Raw genomic sequence first — 18,989 nt, 5'->3', positions numbered from 1 at the left:
GCTGATACCTCATCTGTGCGGCCCGGTACCTCTCGGTTACACTAGCGGCCGTTTTTCAAGGGTTCTGACGCAAGGGTCGAAATATGCCGCTCACCAACGAGCAGAAGAAACAGTACAAGTCCATCGGCCACCACCTGAAACCGGTACTCATCGTAGCCGAAAACGGGTTGACCGATGGGGTCCAGGCCGAACTCGAGCGCGCATTGAACGATCACGAACTGATCAAGATCCAGTTCCGCATCACCGAGCGCGAGGATCGCCGCGCCCTGATGGAAGAACTCTGCGCGATCGGCAAATGCGAACTGGTCCAGACGATCGGCAAGATGGCCCTGGTCTACCGCCGCAACCCGAAGGCCAACAAGCAGCTCTCCAACATCCACCGCTTCCAGGCCTGACATCCGGTGGGCCGCGGCCCACCGGCACCTATCGGCGTGCGTGTCCCGGCAACGGTTGCAACACCAGGACCAGGCCGCACAGGGCCATGGCCAGATAGCTGAAGCTGGACCAGTAGAGCGCCCCGCCATCTGCGCCCGCCACCCCATGGCTGACGCCCAATAGCACAACCGCGATCAGCAACTGGCCGCGCATATCCCGCCAGAGGCTGCGAAACCCCTCGGCCAGCATCAGCACGACCAGTTGCAGCACCGCGCAGAAGGCGGCGAAGCCCACCAGCAGTGGGCGCAGACTGCTGCCGATCTCCTCGACCAGCAAGGGCGCCAGACCGATCTTGCCCAGCGCCGGCAGGACGACGAAGTGCAGCAGCCAGAGCCCGCCGACCCAGAAGGTCTGAGCCAGCTGCCAGCTTATGGTGCCAGCCCGCGGGGGCTGGCGCTCAGATATGACGGACCTCGACAATCTCGTACTCGATCAGGCCACTGGGCGTCTTGACCGTCACCACGTCGCCTTCTTCCTTGCCCACCAGGGCGCGGGCGATGGGCGAGCTCACCGACAGCTTGCCCCGCTTGATGTCGGCTTCGTCGTCGCCGACGATCTGGTAGGTCACCTGCTCGTCGGTCTCGACGTTGGCGATGTCCACGGTGGCGCCGAAGATCACCTTGCCGCTATGCGGGATGTTGGCGATATCGATGACCTGGGCGTTCTGCAGGCGGCCCTCGATATCGCGGATGCGCGCCTCGACCATCCCCTGCTGTTCACGGGCGGCATGGTACTCGGCGTTCTCCTTGAGATCGCCCAGCTCGCGCGCCTCGGCAATGGCCTGGGTGATCTGCGGGCGCAGCACGGTTTTCAGATGCTTGAGTTCTTCTTCCAGGGCGCGGGCGCCCTGGACGGTCATTGGGAATTTTGTCATGCGTTGATTCCTGCATGGAGATCCTGCAAGCGGCGCACGGTCTTCTCGGGACCGAACTTGAGCGCCTCACAGATTGCCTGACCACCGGCGATGGTGGTGGTGATGCAGATCTTGTGCTGCAGAGCGTTGCGACGAATGGAATACGAATCGGCGATGGACTGACGACCCTCGGTAGTATTGATGATCAGGGTGACTTCGTCATTCTTGATCATGTCGACCACATGCGGACGGCCCTCGGTCACCTTGTTCACCCGACGCACCGGCAACCCGGCCGCCTCGATGATCCTCGCGGTCCCGGCAGTGGCCACCACCTCGAAGCCCAGGCCGACCAAGTCGCGGGCGACCTGCTCGACATAGGGCTTGTCGTCCTCGCGCACGCTGAGAAAGGCGCAGCCCGAGGTCGGCAGGATTTCGCTGGCACCCAGCTGGGCCTTGGCGAAGGCCTCGGCGAAGCTGTCGCCGACACCCATCACCTCGCCGGTGGATTTCATCTCCGGCCCGAGGATGGTATCGACGCCCGGGAACTTGGCGAAGGGGAATACCGCTTCCTTGACGCTGAAGTACGTCGGGATGATCTCGCGGGTGAACCCGACTTCCTCGAGGGTCTTGCCCGCCATCACGCGTGCCGCGACCTTGGCCAGCGACTCGCCGATGCACTTGGAGACGAACGGCACGGTACGCGAGGCGCGCGGGTTGACCTCGAGCACGTAGATGTCTTCGCCCTGCACGGCCATCTGTACGTTCATCAGACCGATGACGTCGAGCTCCAGCGCCATCTTGCGCACCTGCTCGCGGATCTCGTCCTGGATGTGCTGCGGCAGCGAGTAGGCCGGCAGCGAACAGGCCGAGTCACCGGAGTGCACGCCGGCCTGCTCGATGTGCTGCATGATGCCGCCGATCACCACGTCGGTGCCGTCGCAGACCGCATCGATATCCACTTCGATGGCGCAGTTGAGGAAGTGATCGAGCAGCACCGGGCTGTCGTTGGATACCTGAACCGCTTCACGCATGTAGCGCTTGAGCTCTTCTTCCTCGTAGACGATTTCCATCGCACGACCGCCCAGCACGTAGGATGGGCGTACGACCAGTGGGTAGCCGATGGCCTTGGAAGCGGCGATGGCCTCTTCCTCACTGCGCGCCGTGGCGTTCTGTGGCTGGCGCAGGTTCAGGCGCTGCACCATCTGCTGGAAGCGCTCACGGTCTTCGGCGCGGTCGATGGCGTCCGGGCTGGTACCGATGATCGGCACGCCAGCCTCTTCCAGGGCGCGGCAGATCTTCAGCGGCGTCTGCCCGCCGTACTGCACGATGACGCCCTTGGGCTGCTCGACGCGGACGATTTCCAGCACGTCTTCCAGGGTGACCGGCTCGAAGTACAGGCGGTCGGAGGTGTCGTAGTCGGTGGAAACGGTCTCCGGGTTGCAGTTGACCATGATGGTCTCGTAGCCGTCTTCGCGCATGGCCAGCGCCGCGTGCACGCAGCAGTAGTCGAATTCGATGCCCTGGCCGATGCGGTTGGGACCGCCGCCGAGGATCATGATCTTCTCGCGCCCGCTCGGGTTGGCCTCGCACTCTTCCTCGTAGGTCGAATACATGTAGGCGGTGTCGGTGGCGAACTCGGCGGCGCAGGTGTCGACGCGCTTGTACACCGGCAACACCTTCAGCTTGTGACGATGGCTGCGCAGGTTCTTCTCGGTGACGCCGAGCAGCTTGGCCAGGCGCGCGTCGGAGAAGCCCTTGCGCTTGAGCCTGTACATCATGTCGCGGTCGATGCTGGACAGGCCCAGCGTCTTCACGTGCTCCTCGTCCTTGACCAGGTCCTCGATCTGCACCAGGAACCAGGGGTCGATCCTGGTCAGGGCGAAGACATCCTCGACGCTCTTGCCGGCGCGGAAGGCATCGGCGACGAACCAGATGCGATCGGCGCCCGGTACGGTCAGCTCACGCTTGAGCGTGCTCTCAGCTTCGGCGTCGGCCAGATTCAGCTTCGGATCGAAACCGGTGGCACCCACTTCCAGACCGCGCAGGGCTTTCTGCATGGACTCCTGGAAAGTGCGGCCGATGGCCATGACTTCACCGACCGACTTCATCTGGGTGGTCAGGCGCGCGTCGGCCTTGGGGAATTTCTCGAAGGCGAAGCGCGGCACCTTGGTCACGACGTAGTCGATGGCCGGCTCGAAGGATGCCGGGGTACGCCCGCCGGTGATGTCGTTCGAGAGTTCGTCGAGGGTATAACCCACGGCCAGCTTGGCGGCGATCTTGGCGATGGGAAAGCCGGTGGCCTTGGAAGCCAGCGCCGAGGAACGCGACACCCGCGGGTTCATCTCGATCACCACCATGCGGCCGGTATTCGGGCAGATGCCGAACTGCACGTTGGAGCCGCCGGTCTCCACGCCGATCTCGCGCAGCACCGCCAGCGAGGCGTTGCGCAGGATCTGGTATTCCTTGTCGGTCAGGGTCTGCGCCGGGGCGACGGTGATGGAGTCGCCGGTGTGCACGCCCATCGGGTCGAAGTTCTCGATGGAGCAGACGATGATGCAGTTGTCCTTCTTGTCGCGGACCACCTCCATCTCGTATTCCTTCCAGCCGATCAGCGACTCGTCGATCAAGAGTTCGCTGGTTGGCGACAGGTCCAGGCCGCGGGCGCAGATTTCTTCGAATTCTTCACGGTTGTAGGCGATGCCGCCGCCGGTGCCGCCCATGGTGAAGGACGGCCGGATGATGCAGGGGAAGCCGACCTTGTCGAGCACGCCGTAGGCTTCGTCCATGTTGTGCGCGATACCGGAAACCGGGCAGGCCAGGCCGATGTTCTTCATCGCCTTGTCGAAGCGCGAGCGATCCTCGGCCTTGTCGATGGTGTCGGCATTGGCGCCGATCATCTCGACGCCGAACTTCTCCAGCACGCCGTGCTTTTCCAGGTCCAGCGCGCAGTTCAGCGCGGTCTGGCCGCCCATGGTCGGCAGCAGCGCGTCGGGGCGCTCCTTCTCGATGATCTTGGCCACCGTGGCCCACTTGATCGGCTCGATGTAGGTGGCGTCGGCCATGGCCGGGTCGGTCATGATGGTGGCCGGGTTGGAGTTCACCAGGATGACGCGGAAGCCTTCTTCCTTCAGCGCCTTGCACGCCTGCGCGCCGGAATAGTCGAACTCGCAGGCTTGGCCGATGACGATGGGGCCGGCACCGAGGATCAGGATGCTCTTTATGTCTGTACGCTTGGGCATGGGACTCTCGTTGCAATAATCAGGACAGGGTTGCGGTGGCCAGCTTCACACCAAAGCCGACGAACAGGGCACCGACGCCCGAAGTGGCGCCGGCAGCCAACCGTTGCCGCCGACGGAACCAGGCCGCCAGCCGCACACCGGTGAAAATCAGGAAACTCAGATAAAGGGCGCTGACCAGCTCCAGGACCACCCCCAACACCAGGAACGACACCCCCGGATAGGCATAGCCGGGATCGACGAACTGGATGAAGAAGGAAATGAAGAACAGGATCGCCTTCGGGTTCGACAGGCTGAGCAACAGCGCCTTGCGAAACGGCTGGTGGACGTCCACCCGCTCGGTTTGCGCCGCCGTCGCCTCGGGATGGCGCAATCGATGCCAGGCGCCCCACAGCATGCCGACGCCGAGATAGAACAGGTAGGCCGCGCCGAGGTATTTGAGGCCGATGAACAGCATCGGCTCGGCCTTCAGCAGCGACGCCACACCGAGCGCCGACAGCAGCATCAGCACGGCATCCCCGAGAAACACGCCACAGGCGGCACGGTAACCGGTCGCCACGCCACGCTGGGCCGAGGTCGCCAGGACGAACAGCGAGTTCGGGCCGGGCAACAGGACCACGAAGACCACGCCTAGTACGTAGGCCCAGAAATCGGTTATCCCCAGGGTCGGCATGGCTCCTCTCCTCAGCGCCGCTCGGCCATCGCCGCGATGAAGCGATCGAACAGCGGCGCCACGTCGTGCGGTCCCGGGCTGGCTTCCGGGTGGCCCTGGAAGCTGAAGGCGACCTTGTCGGTACGCTCGATGCCCTGCAGGGTACCGTCGAACAGCGACTTGTGGGTGGCGCGCAGGTTGGCCGGCAGGCTCGCCTCGTCCACGGCGAAACCGTGGTTCTGGCTGGTGATCATCACAACGCCCGTCTTGAGGTCTTGAACCGGATGGTTCGCCCCGTGGTGGCCGTTGGGCATCTTCACCGTCGTGGCGCCGGAGGCCAGTGCCAGCAACTGATGGCCGAGGCAGATACCGAATACCGGAATCTCGGTTTCCAGCACGTCCTGGATCGCCTTGATCGCGTAGTCGCACGGCTCGGGGTCGCCGGGGCCGTTGGCCAGAAACACGCCGTCCGGGTTCAGCGCCAGCGCTTCGCTGGCGGGCGTCTGGGCCGGCAGCACGGTCACGCGGCAGCCACGCGCGACCAGCATGCGCAGGATGTTGTACTTCACACCATAGTCAAAAGCGACGACGTGGTACGGCAGCTCGCTGGCAGGGATCTCGGCATGGCCGTCGTCCTTCAGACACCAGACGCTGGAGCGCCATTCGTAGCGCTCCTTGACGCTGACTTCCTTGGCCAGATCCATGCCCTTGAGGCCCGCAAAGCTGCGCGCCAGCGCCAGCGCCTTTTCTTCGGTAGCGTCCTTCCCAGCCAGGATGCAGCCGTTCTGCGCGCCCTTCTCACGCAGGATGCGCGTCAGACGGCGGGTATCGATACCCGCAATGGCGACAGTACCGTTAGCCTTCAGATAATCGGGCAGCGATTGCTTGTTGCGCCAGTTGCTGGCCAGTAGCGGCAGGTCGCGGATGACCAGACCGGCGGCCCAGACCTTCCAGGACTCGGCGTCTTCCGGCGTCGTGCCGGTGTTGCCGACATGCGGATAGGTCAGTGTTACGATCTGCTTGGCGTAGGAGGGATCGGTAAGGATTTCCTGATAGCCGGTCATGGCGGTGTTGAACACCACCTCGCCGATGGTCTGGCCATCGGCGCCGATGGATTCGCCGCGAAAGATGCTGCCATCGGCAAGGGCCAGGATGGCTGGCGTAAGGGCTGGCTTAGTCAAGAGACCTCCCGTAGATCAAGGCTGGAGCAGACGCAGATTGTAAAAAAGCGGGATGACGTGTGAAGGTCATCCCGCTTTTTTGTTTGATTCATTTCTGCGCAACTTTTAGTGGACACACTAAAGCGAGCAGCTTACAGAAAATCCCATTTCCGGTCCAGCCAAAATGGGCTGCAGACGCACCAGGAGCGGGCACGCCGGCGCCCGCCGTCACGAAACTCACTTCAAGCCCAGCACATCCTGCATGTCGTACAGGCCGGCTGGCTGCTGCTCCAGCCAGAGCGCCGCGCGCACCGCGCCCTTGGCGAAGGTCATGCGACTGGAGGCCTTGTGGGTGATTTCCACCCGCTCGCCCTCGGCGGCGAAGAGCACCGTGTGATCGCCGACCACGTCCCCGGCGCGCACGGTGGCGAAGCCGATGGTTTCGCGCTGGCGCGCGCCGGTCTGCCCTTCGCGGCCGTAGACGGCGACCTTCTGCAGGTCACGCCCCAGCGCATCGGCCACCACTTCCCCCATGCGCAGGGCGGTACCGGACGGCGCGTCCACCTTGTGCCGGTGATGCGCCTCGATGATCTCGATGTCGACCTCGTCGCCGAGCACCCGCGCGGCGGTGTCCAGCAGCTTGAGACAAAGGTTGACCCCGACGCTGAAATTGGCGGCGAAGACGATCGGGATATCCTTGGCGGCGGCCGCCAGGCGCTCCTTCTCTTCCGCGGAAAAACCGGTGGTGCCGATCACCATGGCCTTGCCGGCACGGCGACAGACGTCGAGGTTCTTCAAGGTCACCGACGGGTGGGTGAAGTCGATCAGCACGTCGAACTCGTCCACCGCCCGGGCCAGATCGCCACTGAGCGATACCCCCAGGCGGCCGATGGCCGCCAACTCACCGGCATCGGCGCCCACCAGGGTGCTGTCCGGACGATCGATGGCCGCGGTCAGGCCGGCGGCGCCGCCGGTCTGCTGCACCGCCTCGATCAAGGTCTTGCCCATGCGCCCGGCGGCGCCCATCACTGCAATACGTCGCATAAAAGTCAGCTCCAAGCTGCAAGCCTCAAGCTGCAAGCCAAGCGCAACACCCTCGTGCGGCTTGAAGCCTGCGGCTTGAAGCTTCTTTCAAACATCGCCGAAAAAGCGCTTCACACCCTCGAACCAGCCACTGGCCCTGGGCGAATGGGAGGTGTCGCCCTGCAGCGTGCCACGGAACTCGTCGAGCAGGTCGCGCTGGCGCTTGCTCAGGTTGACCGGCGTTTCCACCACGACCCGGCACATCAGATCGCCCGCCGCCCCGCCACGCACGGGCGCAACGCCCTTGCCACGCAGACGGAACTGCTTGCCGGTCTGGGTGCCTTCCGGGATCTTCAGCTTGACCCGGCCGTCCAGCGTCGGCACCTCCAACTCGCCGCCCAGCGCCGCATCGGCGAAGCTGATCGGCACCTCGCAGTACAGGTGCTTGCCGTCACGCTGGAAGATCGCGTGCTCGCGGACATTGACCACTACATACAGGTCGCCAGCCGGACCACCCTGGGTGCCCGCCTCGCCTTCACCGGACAGACGGATGCGATCGCCGGTATCCACGCCCGGCGGCACCTTGACCGACAGCGTCTTCTGCTCCTCCACGCGCCCCTGGCCATGGCAGCTGCCGCAGGGATCGGAGATCATCTTGCCGCTGCCATGGCAACGCGGGCAGGTCTGTTGTACCGAGAAGAAACCCTGCTGCATGCGCACCTGGCCGATGCCACCACAGGTGGTGCAGGTCACCGGACTGGTGCCCTTCTTGGCGCCGGAGCCATCGCAGGTCTTGCATTCGACCAGGGTCGGCACGCGGATGGTGACCGTGGTGCCGCGCACCGCTTCTTCGAGGTCCAGCTCCAGGGTATAGCGCAGGTCGCTGCCGCGCTGGGCGCCGCCACGCGCACCGCCGCGGCCGCCATTGAAGAAGTCGCTGAAGACGTCGCCGAAGATGTCGGAGAAGTTGGCACTGCCATAACCGGCACCCGCCGCACCCGCGCCCATCTGCGGATCGACACCGGCATGCCCGTATTGATCGTAGGCGGCCCGCTTGTTCGGATCGGACAGCACTTCGTAGGCCTCGTTGGCCTCCTTGAACGCGTCCTCAGCCGCCTTGTCGCCCGGATTGCGGTCCGGATGATGCTTCATTGCGAGACGGCGGTAGGCCTTTTTCAGCTCCGCTTCGCTGGCGCCGCGCTCGACGCCCAGCACCTCGTAAAAATCACGTTTGGCCATAACTGTCCTGAACCCTCAAATTCGTGCCCTCCAGACACGCCGACGCGGGAGCAAGCCCCCGCGCAGCGGTCATGCCCGCCCGAACGAAGCCGGGACGGGCTGGAGCGGAAGCAAGCCGGGGCTTACTTGTTGTCCTTGACCTCTTCGAACTCGGCATCGACCACGTCGTCGCCAGCCTGGGCCTTGTCGTCCGCCGGCTGGCCTTCGCCCGCCTGCGCCTGTTCGGCATACATCTTCTGAGCCAGCGGCGTGGACGCCTGGGAGACCGCCGCGATCTTGGCCTCGATCTCGGCCTTGTCGTCGCCCTTGATCGCCACTTCCAGCTCGCCGATCGCCTTCTCGATCGCGGCCTTGTCGTCCTCGCTGGCCTTGTCGCCGGCCTCGGTCAACATCTTGCGGGTCGCATGGACCAGTTGGTCGCCCTGGTTGCGGGCCGTCACCAGCTCCTCGAACTTGCGGTCTTCCTCGGCGTTGGCCTCGGCGTCACGCACCATCTGCTCGATCTCTTCCTCGGACAGACCGGAGTTGGCCTTGATCACGATGGACTGCTGCTTGCCGGTGGCCTTGTCCTTGGCGGACACGTGCAGGATACCGTTGGCGTCGATGTCGAAGGTGACCTCGATCTGCGGCATGCCGCGCGGCGCCGGCGGAATCTCGGCCAGGTCGAAGCGGCCCAGCGACTTGTTCTGCGCCGCCTGCTTGCGCTCGCCCTGCAGCACGTGAATGGTCACCGCGCTCTGGTTGTCGTCGGCGGTGGAGAACACCTGCGACTTCTTGGTCGGGATGGTGGTGTTCTTCTCGATCAGCGGGGTCATCACGCCACCCAGGGTCTCGATGCCCAGGGTCAGCGGGGAGACGTCCAGCAGCAGCACGTCCTTGACGTCGCCGGCCAGCACGGCGCCCTGGATGGCGGCCCCCATGGCCACGGCCTCGTCCGGGTTGACGTCCTTGCGCGCTTCCTTGCCGAAGAACTCGGCGACCTTCTGCTGCACCAGCGGCATGCGGGTCTGGCCGCCAACCAGGATCACGTCGTCGATCTTCGAGGCATCGACACCGGCATCCTTCAGGGCGATACGGCACGGCTCGATGGTGCGCTCGACCAGGTCCTCGACCAGCGATTCCAGCTTGGCGCGGGAGATCTTCACGTTCAGGTGCTTCGGACCCGACGCGTCGGCGGTGATGTACGGCAGGTTGACGTCGGTCTGCTGGCTGGAGGACAGCTCGATCTTGGCCTTCTCGGCCGCTTCCTTCAGGCGCTGCATGGCCAGCGGGTCGCCCTTGAGGTTCATGCCGCTTTCTTTCTTGAATTCGTCGACGAGGTAGTCGATCAGGCGGATGTCGAAGTCCTCGCCACCGAGGAAGGTGTCGCCGTTGGTGGCCAGCACCTCGAACTGGTGCTCGCCGTCGACTTCGGCGATCTCGATCACCGATACGTCGAAGGTACCGCCACCCAGGTCATAGACGATCACGGTGTGGTCGCCCTTGGCCTTGTCCATGCCATAGGCCAGCGCCGCGGCGGTCGGCTCATTGATGATCCGCTTGACGTCGAGACCGGCGATGCGGCCGGCGTCCTTGGTGGCCTGGCGCTGGCTGTCGTTGAAGTAGGCCGGGACGGTGATCACCGCTTCGCTGACCGGCTCGCCCAGGTAGTCCTCGGCGGTCTTCTTCATCTTCTTGAGGATCTCGGCGGAGATCTGCGGCGGCGCCATCTTCTGGCCGCTCACTTCGACCCAGGCGTCGCCGTTATCGGCCTTGACGATCTTGTACGGGACCATCTGGATGTCCTTCTGGACCACGTCTTCCTCGAAGCGACGGCCGATCAGGCGCTTGACCGCATACAGGGTGTTGTGCGGATTGGTGACTGCCTGACGCTTGGCGGACTGGCCGACCAGGGTTTCGCCGTCGTTGGTGTAGGCGATGATGGACGGGGTGGTACGGCCGCCTTCGGCGTTCTCGATGACCTTGACGTTGCCATTTTCCATGATGGAGACGCAGGAGTTGGTGGTCCCCAGGTCGATACCGATGATCTTGCCCATTTAAATCTCTCCAAAATTTCGATTGATCCGCGCCTGTTTTACCGGCTGCGGGTAACACAAAAACGCTTGGCTACCAGATGGGGGTCGGCCGCCGGAATTCAAGCCTTCTCGTCGATCGAAGGCGGCGCTTCCGCCGGCGCCTTGCTGACCACGACCATGGCCGGGCGCAGCAGGCGCCCGTTGAGCAGATAGCCCTTCTGGAACACCTTGAGCACACTGCCCGGCTCGGCATGGGTACTTTCTTCCATGGCCATGGCCTGGTGATGCTCAGGGTTGAACGGCTCGCCATGGGGATCCAGCTGTTCCAGCTGGTGACGCGCCAGGGTATCGAGCAGCAGCTTGAGGGTCAGTTCGACGCCCTCGCGCATCGGCTTGACCGCCTCGTCGTCCGGGCTCGACAGTTCGAGACCGCGCTCCAGGCTGTCGGCCACCGCCAGCAGGTCGCCGGCGAACTTTTCCAGCGCGAACTTGTGCGCCTTCTCCACGTCCTGCTCGGCACGACGGCGGATGTTCTGCAACTCCGCCGCCACCCGCAAGGACTGATCCTGCGCAGCAGCCAACTGCTCTTCCAGCGACTGCACGCGAGCCGCCAGATCCTCGGCTACGTCCGCCTCTACGTTCTCGGGCGTTTCCGGGGTCTGGTTATCCAGGTTCTGCTCGTCGGCCATGCGCTCCTCCTCTTCATACGTTCAGCGGGCGGCGAACCCGCGCTTGTGCGGCTATATGGGGGCGCGCAATCGTGGTTCAAGGGGGGAGCAGCTGCAAGCTGCAAGCTGCAAGCTGCAAGCTGCAAGCTGCAAGCTGCAAGCCAGCGTAGGGTGGATGTCGCTTTTTACATCCACCGTGGCTCCGCTCGTCGGGTCGATGAAGCGTGCCCCGAACTACGAGCTGGAAGCTGGAAGCTGGAAGCTGGAAGCCAGCGTGCGGACCGACACCAAAGTTTCGTCAAGCGCTTTCCGCTTTCTTCTTCCAGCTTCAGGCTTCCAGCTTCAGGCTGCTTTTCTCGCTTTTACTTGAGGCTTGTAGCGGCCCGAAAAACTACTGTATAAATAGCCAGCCACGCACCCTGGGAGCCTCGCCATGCTGGTTCATCTGTCGGTTCACAACTACGCCATCGTCGAACACCTGGATCTCGAGCTCAAACGCGGCATGAGCGTCATCAGCGGCGAGACCGGCGCGGGCAAGTCAATCATGCTCGACGCCCTCGGTCTGGCCCTGGGCGATCGCGCCGACAGCAGCGTGGTGCGCATCGGCGCGGACAAGGCCGACATCCTCGCCAGCTTCGACCTGGACGACATTCCCGATGCGCGCGCCTGGCTCACCGAGCGCGACCTGGACAACGACGGCCCCTGCATTCTGCGCCGGGTGATCACCGCCGAAGGCCGCTCGCGCGGCTACATCAACGGCACGCCCTGCCCACAGGGCGATCTCAAGGCGCTGGGCGAACTGCTGATCGACATTCACAGCCAGCACGAGCATCAGTCCCTGCTCAAGGCCGACACCCACCGGCGCCTGCTCGACGAATACAGCGGCAGCCAGGAGCTGGCCCGCCAGGTGCAGCTGGCCGCGCAACGCTGGCGCCAGACCCGCCAGACCCTGGAGCGCCTGAGCAACAGCAGCGATGAACAGCGCGCACGTCACCAACTGCTCAGCTATCAGCTGGAGGAACTGGAAAACCTGGCGCTCGGCGAGCACGAACTGGAGCAACTGGAACACGAACACAAGAACCTGGCCAGCGCCGAACAGCTGCTCGGCGCCTGCCGCCAGGTCATGGACATGTGCAGCGAGAGCGATGCCGGCAACGTGCTGTCCGCACTGACCGGCAGCCTGCAACGCCTGAACGCCTTCCAGAACCAGCCCGGCGCGCTGGCCGAGGCGGTCAATCTGCTGGCCAGCGCCCAGATCCAGGTCGAAGAGGCCATGGGCGAACTGAACCGCTTCGTCGATCACTTCGATGCCGACCCGCAGCGCCAGCAAACGCTGGAAGATCGGCTGGACACCATTTACACCCTGGCACGCAAGCATCGCGTGCAACCGACCGAACTGCCGGCACTGCATCAGCAACTGCTCGACGAACTGGAGAACCTCAACGCCGACGACGAGGCCGTCGAGCGCCTCGGCGAAGAGCTGGCCGCCTATGCGCGCCACTACGAGGAGAAGGCCGGTGAACTGAGTCGCATCCGCCAGGCTGCGGCCGACCAGTTGGCCGCAGCCGTGGAAGTCGAGATCCAGCGCCTGGGCATGCCGGGCGGCAGATTCAGCGTGCAGCTCAAGCCCGCCGCCGAGGGCGAGTACCAGCCCTTTGGCCTGGAACAGGTGGAGTTCCTGGTCAGCGCCAACCCCGGGCAACCGCTACGCCCGCTGGCCAAGGTCGCGTCCGGCGGCGAACTGTCGCGCATCAGCCTGGCGATCCAGGTGATCACCGCGCAGACCTCCCGCGTGCCGACGCTGGTATTCGACGAAGTGGACGTCGGTATCGGCGGCCCCACCGCAGAGATCGTCGGCCAGTTGCTGCGCCGGCTCGGCGAACGCGGCCAGGTACTGACCGTCACCCACCTGCCGCAGGTCGCCGCCCAGGGCCATCACCACCTCTTCGTGCACAAGGCCCGCGGCAGCGACGAAACCCGCACCGCGGTCGCCGAACTGGATCACGGCGGCCGCGTCGAGGAAATCGCCCGCATGCTCGGCGGCGTCGACCTGACCGAACAGTCGCTGGCGCATGCCCGGCAGATGGTCGGCTCGGCACAGGCCTGACCAGCCGACATAAAAAAGGCGACCGTGGGGTTAATGCTGATCAGGTAATGCGCTCCATCCCCTACGTGTTATGGCAGAGGACGCTTTTTGCAGGAGCCCGCTTGCGGACGATCGACGCGCAGGTTGGGTTGAAGAACGAAGCGATGAAGCCCCACACGTTCGTGCCGCCCCCAGTTGGGCTTCGCTGCGCTCAGCACCAACCTACCCATGCGCGCCCGATCGCCCAAGCAGCGCAAACACCCCCAACAAGCCCGTGCACACGTATCGGGGGGGGGGGACAGCCTTTTCTTTTATGCCGCCGGATCAGCCCTTCTTGCGCACGTAGAGCACCAGATTGTGATCCACCAGCTCATAGCCATGCCGCTTGACGATCTCTTTCTGCAGCTTTTCGATTTCGGAATCGAAGAACTCGATGACGTCACCGGTATCGACGCAGACCATATGATCGTGGTGGCCGCTGTCGGCCAGTTCGAATACCGCATGCCCGCCGTCGAAGTTGTGCCGAACTACCAGGCCGGCCGCCTCGAACTGCGTCAGCACACGATAGACCGTAGCCAGCCCGACATCTTCGCCCGCCTCCATCAACGCCTTGTAGACATCTTCGGCACTCATGTGACGACGGTCGGTCGTGTCCAGCATCTGCAGGATCTTGACCCGCGGCAGGGTTACTTTCAGACCAGCTTTACGTAGCTCGTTATTTTCAACCATGGTTGGCTTTCTCGCTGCTGCTGTTTCGCAGCCTCCTTCAATACGGGTATGATCCGGGTTCTTTGCCCAGCCAAGATAGTGGAAGTCACCCACCGATGCAAAACACCAAGCTCATGCTGGCCAGCCTCACATTCGTGGGCCTGTTCGCACTCGCCGGTTGTTCATTTCCCGGGGTTTACAAGGTCGACATTCAACAGGGCAATGTCGTCACGCAGGACATGATAGACCAGTTGCGCCCTGGAATGACCCATCAGCAGGTGCGGTTTATCATGGGCAACCCGCTGATTACCGATACCTTCCACGCCAACCGCTGGGATTACCTGTACAGCATTCAGCCCGGCGGCAGCCAGCGCCAGCAGGAGCGCGTGAGCCTGGTCTTCAACGAGGCCGACCAGCTCGTCGGCCTGGCCGGTGATTTCATGCCCGGCGTCAGCCGCGACGAGCAAATCCTTGGTCGCCAGCAACCGGGCGCGGTCACCGCCCCGAGCGCAGCACCGCAGGAGCGCCCCGCCCCGGGCTCGCTGGAGGAACAGATCCAGCGCGAAGTCGACGAGGTCGAAGCCGTCCCGGTGCCGATCCCCGAGCCGCTGGAGACCGAATGAGAAAACGCCCGGCTAGTCCGGGCGTTTTGCCAACAGCTTACGCCTCAGGAGTCTTCCGCCTTGTTCTTGACCGCACGCGCAGCCCGCTGCTTGCGCACCTCCTTCGGATCGGCGATCAGCGGGCGGTAGATCTCCACGCGCTCGCCCTCCGCCAGGACGCGCTCGTCCGGCTTGGGCACCGCCTTGCCGAAGATGCCCAGCGGCGCGCTGGCCAGCTCCAGGCCGGGGAAATGCGCATCCATTCCCGAGCGCAACGCCGCCTCGCGCACGGTCGTGCCCGCGGGCACGGTCAAGCGCAGCAGCTTCTGCCTGTCAGCCAGGGCATAGACGACTTCGACGGCAATCGGTTGCTTATCCATAGAGTTGTTTCGCCCGTTCGCAGAACGCATCCACCAGGGTATTGGCAGCCTGGTTGAACAACGGCCCGAGCGTGGCCTTGACCAGCGGCCCGGCGTAATCGAAAGTCAGGTCGAGGCTGATCTTGCAGGCCTTCTCGCCCAGTGCCCTGAATTCCCAGATGCCGTGAAGATGACTGAACGGCCCTTCCTCGAGCGTCATCTCGATCCGCTTGCCCCCCTGCAGGGCATTGCGCGTCATGAAGCGCTGACTCAACCCCGCCTTGGCCACCGTCATGCTGGCATGCATCTCGGTGTCGCTGCTGGACAGCACCTCGGTCGCCGAACACCAGGGCAGGAACTGTGGATAACTGGCTACGTCGTTGACCATGTCGAACAGTGCCTGCGCCGGATATGGCAGCAGCGCCGAGCGTTGAATGTGCGTCGTCATGCAGACCTTCTACTTCTTCGTCATTTCGTTGGGCGCCATCCTGAACGACCCCGGCGCAGCCGGCACCGCCGGCCACACCCATCCGGGCACCGACAGACGCCGGTTCGGCGCAAAGGCCGGCATATTGTCCGGGATATGTGCCGCCCCCTCAAGTTTCTGCCATCCCTCCTGCGCAGGCTGTCGCCAGCCGCAGCGGGACTCCCTATAATGCGCCCCCTATGGCCAAACAGAAGAAACAGTCCCCCGGGACCATCGCGCTGAACAAGAAAGCGCTACACGATTACTTCATCGAGCAGAAGTTCGAGGCTGGCCTCGTCCTGGCTGGCTGGGAAGTGAAAAGCCTGCGCGCCGGAAAGGCGCAACTGGTGGACAGCTACGTGCTACTCAAGGATGGCGAAGCCTGGCTGATGGGCTGCCACATCACCCCGCTGACTACCGCCAGCACCCATGTCATCGCCGACCCGACGCGCACTCGCAAGCTGCTGCTGAACAAGCGCGAGCTGGGCAAGCTGTTCGGTGCCGTGCAGCAGAAGGGCTACGCCTGCGTCGCGCTGTCGCTGTACTGGAAGAAGCACATGGTCAAGTGCGAGATCGCCCTGGGCAAGGGCAAGAAGGAGTTCGACAAGCGCCACACCGAGAAGGAGCGCGATTCGGCCCGCGAGATCCAGCGCGCCATGCGCAGCAAGGGCAAGGACGACTGAGGCGAGGCGGCTTCAAGCGATAGCCTGCCCTTTCAGCCAGGAACCTCCTATCCCCCCTTCGCCTTGTCGCCGTGCCTGCGCTGCGCGCGCGCCAGGCGTCGGGCTTCCTGCTGCCCCTCGGCCAGCACTTCCTGCACGTAATTGATGTGCCGATGGATCACGTCGCGGGCCTCGGCCGCGCGGCGCGCCATGATCGTCTCGTAAAGCTCCCGGTGCTGGCTCATGAGCATGTCGCGGGTTTCGTCGCGCAAGGCGTACATCCCGCCGATATTGGTCACCACGTTGCGCTTGAGCAGGTCGAACAGACCGCGGATGGTGTGCAGCAATACGGCATTGTGGCTGGCTTCGGCGATGGCCAGGTGGAACTGCGCATCGGCTGCGCCCTCCTCTGCGCGGGTGACCTTGCCCTCGCGGGCATAGCAGTCCTGTAGCACTTCGAAGGCTTCGGTCAGGCGCTGACGATCCACCTCGGTGGCGCGCAACGCCGCGTAATAGGCGCAGCTGCCTTCCAGGGTATGACGGAACTCGAGCAGGTCGCGCTGGGCATCGCTGTTGTTCTCCAAGAGGTGCAGCAGCGGATCGCTGAAGGTCGAACCCAGCGACTCGGCGACGAAGGTGCCGCCACCATGCCGGCTGATCAGCAGCCCCTTGGCCGCCAGCTTCTGGATCGCTTCGCGCAGCGATGGGCGCGATACGCCGAACTGCTCGGCCAGCACGCGCTCGGCCGGCAGGCGCTCGCCCGCCTTGAGCGTACCTTCGAGAATCATCGTTTCCAGTTGCGCGACAATGCCGTCGGCCAGCCGCCGCTGGCGCACCATTCCCACTTCCATTTCCGCCTCGATTGGTTTGACCACTACATAAAAACCTCAGACTAGCGAGAGCCCCGGTGCCCCGCAAGGCACACCTTTGCGACCAAAGTCTATGGAAGTCGCATTGACGTATTGACAAGCGAACTCTTACGCTGGCCTCTCTCTACCGCAAATTGGTATTACCAATTTACAAGATGAGCATCCAACAAGAAGAGGATCATCCATGCCGTTTCTGTTCAGCTGTCATCCCACGGGCCTGCCGGGTCATTACCAGTGCAACGTGACGGCGGAGGTCTGACATGTCCAGTGGAATGCTCGCCCTGTTCGCCTTCTCCCCGATTCTGCTCGCCGCCGTCCTGCTGATCGGCCTGCGCTGGCCCGCCAGCCGCGCCATGCCGCTGGTGTACCTGGTCACCGGCGCCATCGCGCTGTTCGTCTGGGACATGAGCTTCAACCGGATCATCGCCTCGACCCTGCAGGGCCTGGTCATCACCCTCGGTCTGCTGTGGATCATCTTCGGCGCGATCCTGCTGCTCAATACCCTTAAACATTCCGGCGGCATCACTGCGATCCGCGCCGGCTTCACCACCATCAGCGTCGACCGCCGTATCCAGGCGATCATCATCGGCTGGCTGTTCGGCTGCTTCATCGAAGGCGCGTCCGGCTTCGGCACGCCGGCGGCCATCGCCGCCCCGCTGCTGGTCGCGGTCGGCTTCCCGGCCATGGCCGCGGTGCTGGTGGGCATGCTCGTACAAAGCACCCCGGTGTCCTTCGGCGCGGTCGGCACCCCCATCGTGGTCGGCATCAACAGCGGCCTCGACACGGCCACCCTCGGCGCCCAGCTGGCGGCACAGGGTTCGAGCTGGGACATCTTTCTGCAGCAGATCACCAGCAGCGTGGCCATCACCCACGCCATCGTCGGCACCGTGATGCCACTGGTCATGGCGATGATGCTGACCCGTTTCTTCGGCAAGGAAAAAAGCTGGAAAGCCGGCCTGGAAGTGCTGCCGTTCGCGATCTTCGCCGGCCTGGCCTTCACCCTGCCCTACGTCGCCACCGGCGTGTTCCTCGGCCCCGAGTTCCCGTCGCTGCTGGGCGGCCTGATCGGCCTGGCCATCGTCACCACCGCGGCCCGCTTCAACTTCCTGGTGCCGAAGACACCCTGGGACTTCGCTGACAGCAAGGACTGGCCGAGCGACTGGATGGGCAGCATCGAGATGAAGCTGGACGAGATGACCGCCCGCCCGATGAGCGCGCTGCGCGCCTGGCTGCCCTACGTGCTGGTCGGTCTGCTGCTGGTCATCAGCCGCGTCTTCCCGCAGGTCGGCGCGGCACTGAAGTCGGTGACCATCGCCTTCGCCAATATTCTCGGCGAGGCCGGCATCAACGCCAGCATCGAACCACTCTACCTGCCGGGCGGCATCCTCGTTGCCGTGGTCCTGATCACCTTCGTTCTCCACGGCATGCGCGCAGCCGAACTGAAGGCGGCGGTGAAGGAGTCCAGCAGCGTGCTGCTGAGCGCCGGCTTCGTCCTGCTGTTCACCGTGCCGATGGTACGCATCCTGATCAACTCCGGTATCAACGCCGGCGACCTGCCGAGCATGCCGATCGCCATGGCCCGCTACGTGGCCGATAGCGTTGGCGGCATCTACCCGCTGCTGGCGCCAACCGTCGGCGCGCTGGGCGCATTCCTTGCCGGCTCGAATACCGTCAGCAACATGATGTTCAGCCAGTTCCAGTATGGCGTGGCACACAACCTCGGCATCTCCGGCGCGATGATCGTCGCCACCCAGGCCGTTGGCGCCGCCGCCGGCAACATGGTCGCGATCCACAACGTGGTTGCCGCCTCGGCCACGGTCGGCCTGCTCGGCCGCGAAGGCCAGACGCTGCGCAAGACCGTATGGCCTACGCTGTACTATGTGCTGTTCACTGGGGCGATCGGCCTGATCGCGATCTACCTGTTGGGCGTGACCGATCCGCTGGTCGGTGTCTGAT

18 protein-coding genes are annotated in these 18,989 nt (G+C 64.1%); 5 read left to right on the top strand and 13 right to left on the bottom strand.

Translation table 11 applies throughout. From position 1 onward, the window contains the following. The first annotated feature begins 83 nt into the window (after positions 1-83). On the top strand, positions 84-395 hold the full coding sequence (locus IN820_RS02755; protein WP_193679513.1) for a YhbY family RNA-binding protein: 312 nt from the start codon (positions 84-86) through the stop codon (positions 393-395). A 28-nt stretch (positions 396-423) separates the two neighbouring features. Here the strand turns inward: IN820_RS02755 and IN820_RS02750 are convergent, their stop codons facing one another. From IN820_RS02750 to grpE, 9 genes are all read right to left on the bottom strand, one after another. Beyond that, complete coding sequence (locus IN820_RS02750) at positions 424-855, bottom strand: DUF4149 domain-containing protein (RefSeq protein ID WP_193679512.1); 432 nt, start codon at positions 853-855, stop codon at positions 424-426. Next, positions 833-1,309, bottom strand: a complete 477-nt coding sequence (greA, locus tag IN820_RS02745) for a transcription elongation factor GreA (RefSeq protein WP_193679511.1) — start codon at positions 1,307-1,309, stop codon at positions 833-835. The genes IN820_RS02750 and greA overlap by 23 nt, the downstream gene beginning before the upstream one ends. After that, complete coding sequence (carB, locus tag IN820_RS02740) at positions 1,306-4,527, bottom strand: carbamoyl-phosphate synthase large subunit (RefSeq protein ID WP_193679510.1); 3,222 nt, start codon at positions 4,525-4,527, stop codon at positions 1,306-1,308. The genes greA and carB overlap by 4 nt, the downstream gene beginning before the upstream one ends. A 19-nt stretch (positions 4,528-4,546) precedes the next feature. Beyond that, positions 4,547-5,197, bottom strand: a complete 651-nt coding sequence (gene leuE, locus IN820_RS02735; RefSeq protein ID WP_193679509.1) for a leucine efflux protein LeuE — start codon at positions 5,195-5,197, stop codon at positions 4,547-4,549. 11 nt (positions 5,198-5,208) lie between these two features. Beyond that, on the bottom strand, positions 5,209-6,357 hold the full coding sequence (gene carA, locus IN820_RS02730) for a glutamine-hydrolyzing carbamoyl-phosphate synthase small subunit (RefSeq protein ID WP_193679508.1): 1,149 nt from the start codon (positions 6,355-6,357) through the stop codon (positions 5,209-5,211). Between the two features lie 216 nt (positions 6,358-6,573). Further along, positions 6,574-7,380, bottom strand: a complete 807-nt coding sequence (gene dapB / locus IN820_RS02725; RefSeq protein WP_193679507.1) for a 4-hydroxy-tetrahydrodipicolinate reductase — start codon at positions 7,378-7,380, stop codon at positions 6,574-6,576. An 87-nt stretch (positions 7,381-7,467) separates the two neighbouring features. Beyond that, positions 7,468-8,598, bottom strand: coding sequence for a molecular chaperone DnaJ (gene dnaJ, locus IN820_RS02720; protein WP_193679506.1), 1,131 nt, complete (start codon positions 8,596-8,598; stop codon positions 7,468-7,470). A gap of 122 nt (positions 8,599-8,720) precedes the next feature. Further along, positions 8,721-10,634 carry a molecular chaperone DnaK gene (gene dnaK / locus IN820_RS02715; RefSeq protein WP_193679505.1) on the bottom strand — a complete coding sequence of 638 codons (1,914 nt, stop codon included), beginning with the start codon at positions 10,632-10,634 and terminating at the stop codon, positions 8,721-8,723. 98 nt (positions 10,635-10,732) lie between these two features. Further along, a complete protein-coding gene (gene grpE, locus IN820_RS02710; protein WP_193679504.1) occupies positions 10,733-11,302 on the bottom strand; it encodes a nucleotide exchange factor GrpE in 570 nt (189 codons plus the stop codon). Positions 11,303-11,714: 412 nt separating this feature from the next. Here grpE and recN point away from each other — a divergent pair, with 412 nt between their 5' ends. Next, complete coding sequence (gene recN / locus IN820_RS02705) at positions 11,715-13,388, top strand: DNA repair protein RecN (RefSeq protein ID WP_193679503.1); 1,674 nt, start codon at positions 11,715-11,717, stop codon at positions 13,386-13,388. 303 nt (positions 13,389-13,691) lie between these two features. On the opposite strand, the gene fur is transcribed toward recN, so the two are convergent. Beyond that, positions 13,692-14,096: a ferric iron uptake transcriptional regulator gene (fur, locus tag IN820_RS02700; RefSeq protein ID WP_193679552.1), complete on the bottom strand. Its 405-nt coding sequence runs from the start codon at positions 14,094-14,096 to the stop codon at positions 13,692-13,694. A 95-nt stretch (positions 14,097-14,191) separates the two neighbouring features. Here fur and IN820_RS02695 point away from each other — a divergent pair, with 95 nt between their 5' ends. Then, positions 14,192-14,698, top strand: a complete 507-nt coding sequence (locus IN820_RS02695; RefSeq protein ID WP_193679502.1) for an outer membrane protein assembly factor BamE — start codon at positions 14,192-14,194, stop codon at positions 14,696-14,698. Between the two features lie 44 nt (positions 14,699-14,742). Here the strand turns inward: IN820_RS02695 and IN820_RS02690 are convergent, their stop codons facing one another. Both IN820_RS02690 and IN820_RS02685 read right to left on the bottom strand, forming a co-directional pair. Continuing rightward, on the bottom strand, positions 14,743-15,057 hold the full coding sequence (locus IN820_RS02690; protein ID WP_193679501.1) for an RnfH family protein: 315 nt from the start codon (positions 15,055-15,057) through the stop codon (positions 14,743-14,745). After that, positions 15,050-15,484, bottom strand: a complete 435-nt coding sequence (locus IN820_RS02685) for a type II toxin-antitoxin system RatA family toxin (protein WP_193679500.1) — start codon at positions 15,482-15,484, stop codon at positions 15,050-15,052. The genes IN820_RS02690 and IN820_RS02685 overlap by 8 nt, the downstream gene beginning before the upstream one ends. A gap of 218 nt (positions 15,485-15,702) precedes the next feature. Here IN820_RS02685 and smpB point away from each other — a divergent pair, with 218 nt between their 5' ends. Further along, positions 15,703-16,185 carry an SsrA-binding protein SmpB gene (gene smpB / locus IN820_RS02680; protein ID WP_193679499.1) on the top strand — a complete coding sequence of 161 codons (483 nt, stop codon included), beginning with the start codon at positions 15,703-15,705 and terminating at the stop codon, positions 16,183-16,185. A 47-nt stretch (positions 16,186-16,232) separates the two neighbouring features. On the opposite strand, the gene IN820_RS02675 is transcribed toward smpB, so the two are convergent. Next, positions 16,233-17,015 (bottom strand): GntR family transcriptional regulator, encoded by a 783-nt coding sequence (locus tag IN820_RS02675; RefSeq protein WP_193679498.1) that lies wholly within the window; start codon positions 17,013-17,015, stop codon positions 16,233-16,235. A 278-nt stretch (positions 17,016-17,293) separates the two neighbouring features. Here IN820_RS02675 and IN820_RS02670 point away from each other — a divergent pair, with 278 nt between their 5' ends. Beyond that, entirely contained in the window at positions 17,294-18,988 is a 1,695-nt protein-coding gene (locus IN820_RS02670; protein WP_193679497.1) for an L-lactate permease, read from the top strand. Position 18,989 lies beyond the last annotated feature (1 nt).

Source organism: Pseudomonas lopnurensis (genome assembly GCF_015070855.1).
Lineage (GTDB): Bacteria > Pseudomonadota > Gammaproteobacteria > Pseudomonadales > Pseudomonadaceae > Stutzerimonas > Stutzerimonas lopnurensis.
The sequence above is the reverse complement of the archived record's forward strand: the minus strand, read 5'-3'. Positions and strand labels throughout refer to the sequence as shown.

What these genes read in the sequence shown, in the direction of transcription:
- dnaJ (WP_193679506.1), bottom strand. Translation starts at nt 8,598, where the DNA reads ATGGCCAAACGTGATTTTTACGAGGTGCTGGGCGTCGAGCGCGGCGCC.
- IN820_RS02695 (WP_193679502.1), top strand. Translation starts at nt 14,192, where the DNA reads ATGCAAAACACCAAGCTCATGCTGGCCAGCCTCACATTCGTGGGCCTG.
- IN820_RS02690 (WP_193679501.1), bottom strand. Translation starts at nt 15,057, where the DNA reads ATGGATAAGCAACCGATTGCCGTCGAAGTCGTCTATGCCCTGGCTGAC.
- fur (WP_193679552.1), bottom strand. Translation starts at nt 14,096, where the DNA reads ATGGTTGAAAATAACGAGCTACGTAAAGCTGGTCTGAAAGTAACCCTG.
- carB (WP_193679510.1), bottom strand. Translation starts at nt 4,527, where the DNA reads ATGCCCAAGCGTACAGACATAAAGAGCATCCTGATCCTCGGTGCCGGC.
- greA (WP_193679511.1), bottom strand. Translation starts at nt 1,309, where the DNA reads ATGACAAAATTCCCAATGACCGTCCAGGGCGCCCGCGCCCTGGAAGAA.
- IN820_RS02670 (WP_193679497.1), top strand. Translation starts at nt 17,294, where the DNA reads ATGTCCAGTGGAATGCTCGCCCTGTTCGCCTTCTCCCCGATTCTGCTC.
- IN820_RS02685 (WP_193679500.1), bottom strand. Translation starts at nt 15,484, where the DNA reads ATGACGACGCACATTCAACGCTCGGCGCTGCTGCCATATCCGGCGCAG.
- IN820_RS02675 (WP_193679498.1), bottom strand. Translation starts at nt 17,015, where the DNA reads ATGGAAGTGGGAATGGTGCGCCAGCGGCGGCTGGCCGACGGCATTGTC.
- IN820_RS02755 (WP_193679513.1), top strand. Translation starts at nt 84, where the DNA reads ATGCCGCTCACCAACGAGCAGAAGAAACAGTACAAGTCCATCGGCCAC.
- dnaK (WP_193679505.1), bottom strand. Translation starts at nt 10,634, where the DNA reads ATGGGCAAGATCATCGGTATCGACCTGGGGACCACCAACTCCTGCGTC.
- smpB (WP_193679499.1), top strand. Translation starts at nt 15,703, where the DNA reads ATGGCCAAACAGAAGAAACAGTCCCCCGGGACCATCGCGCTGAACAAG.
- recN (WP_193679503.1), top strand. Translation starts at nt 11,715, where the DNA reads ATGCTGGTTCATCTGTCGGTTCACAACTACGCCATCGTCGAACACCTG.
- dapB (WP_193679507.1), bottom strand. Translation starts at nt 7,380, where the DNA reads ATGCGACGTATTGCAGTGATGGGCGCCGCCGGGCGCATGGGCAAGACC.
- leuE (WP_193679509.1), bottom strand. Translation starts at nt 5,197, where the DNA reads ATGCCGACCCTGGGGATAACCGATTTCTGGGCCTACGTACTAGGCGTG.
- grpE (WP_193679504.1), bottom strand. Translation starts at nt 11,302, where the DNA reads ATGGCCGACGAGCAGAACCTGGATAACCAGACCCCGGAAACGCCCGAG.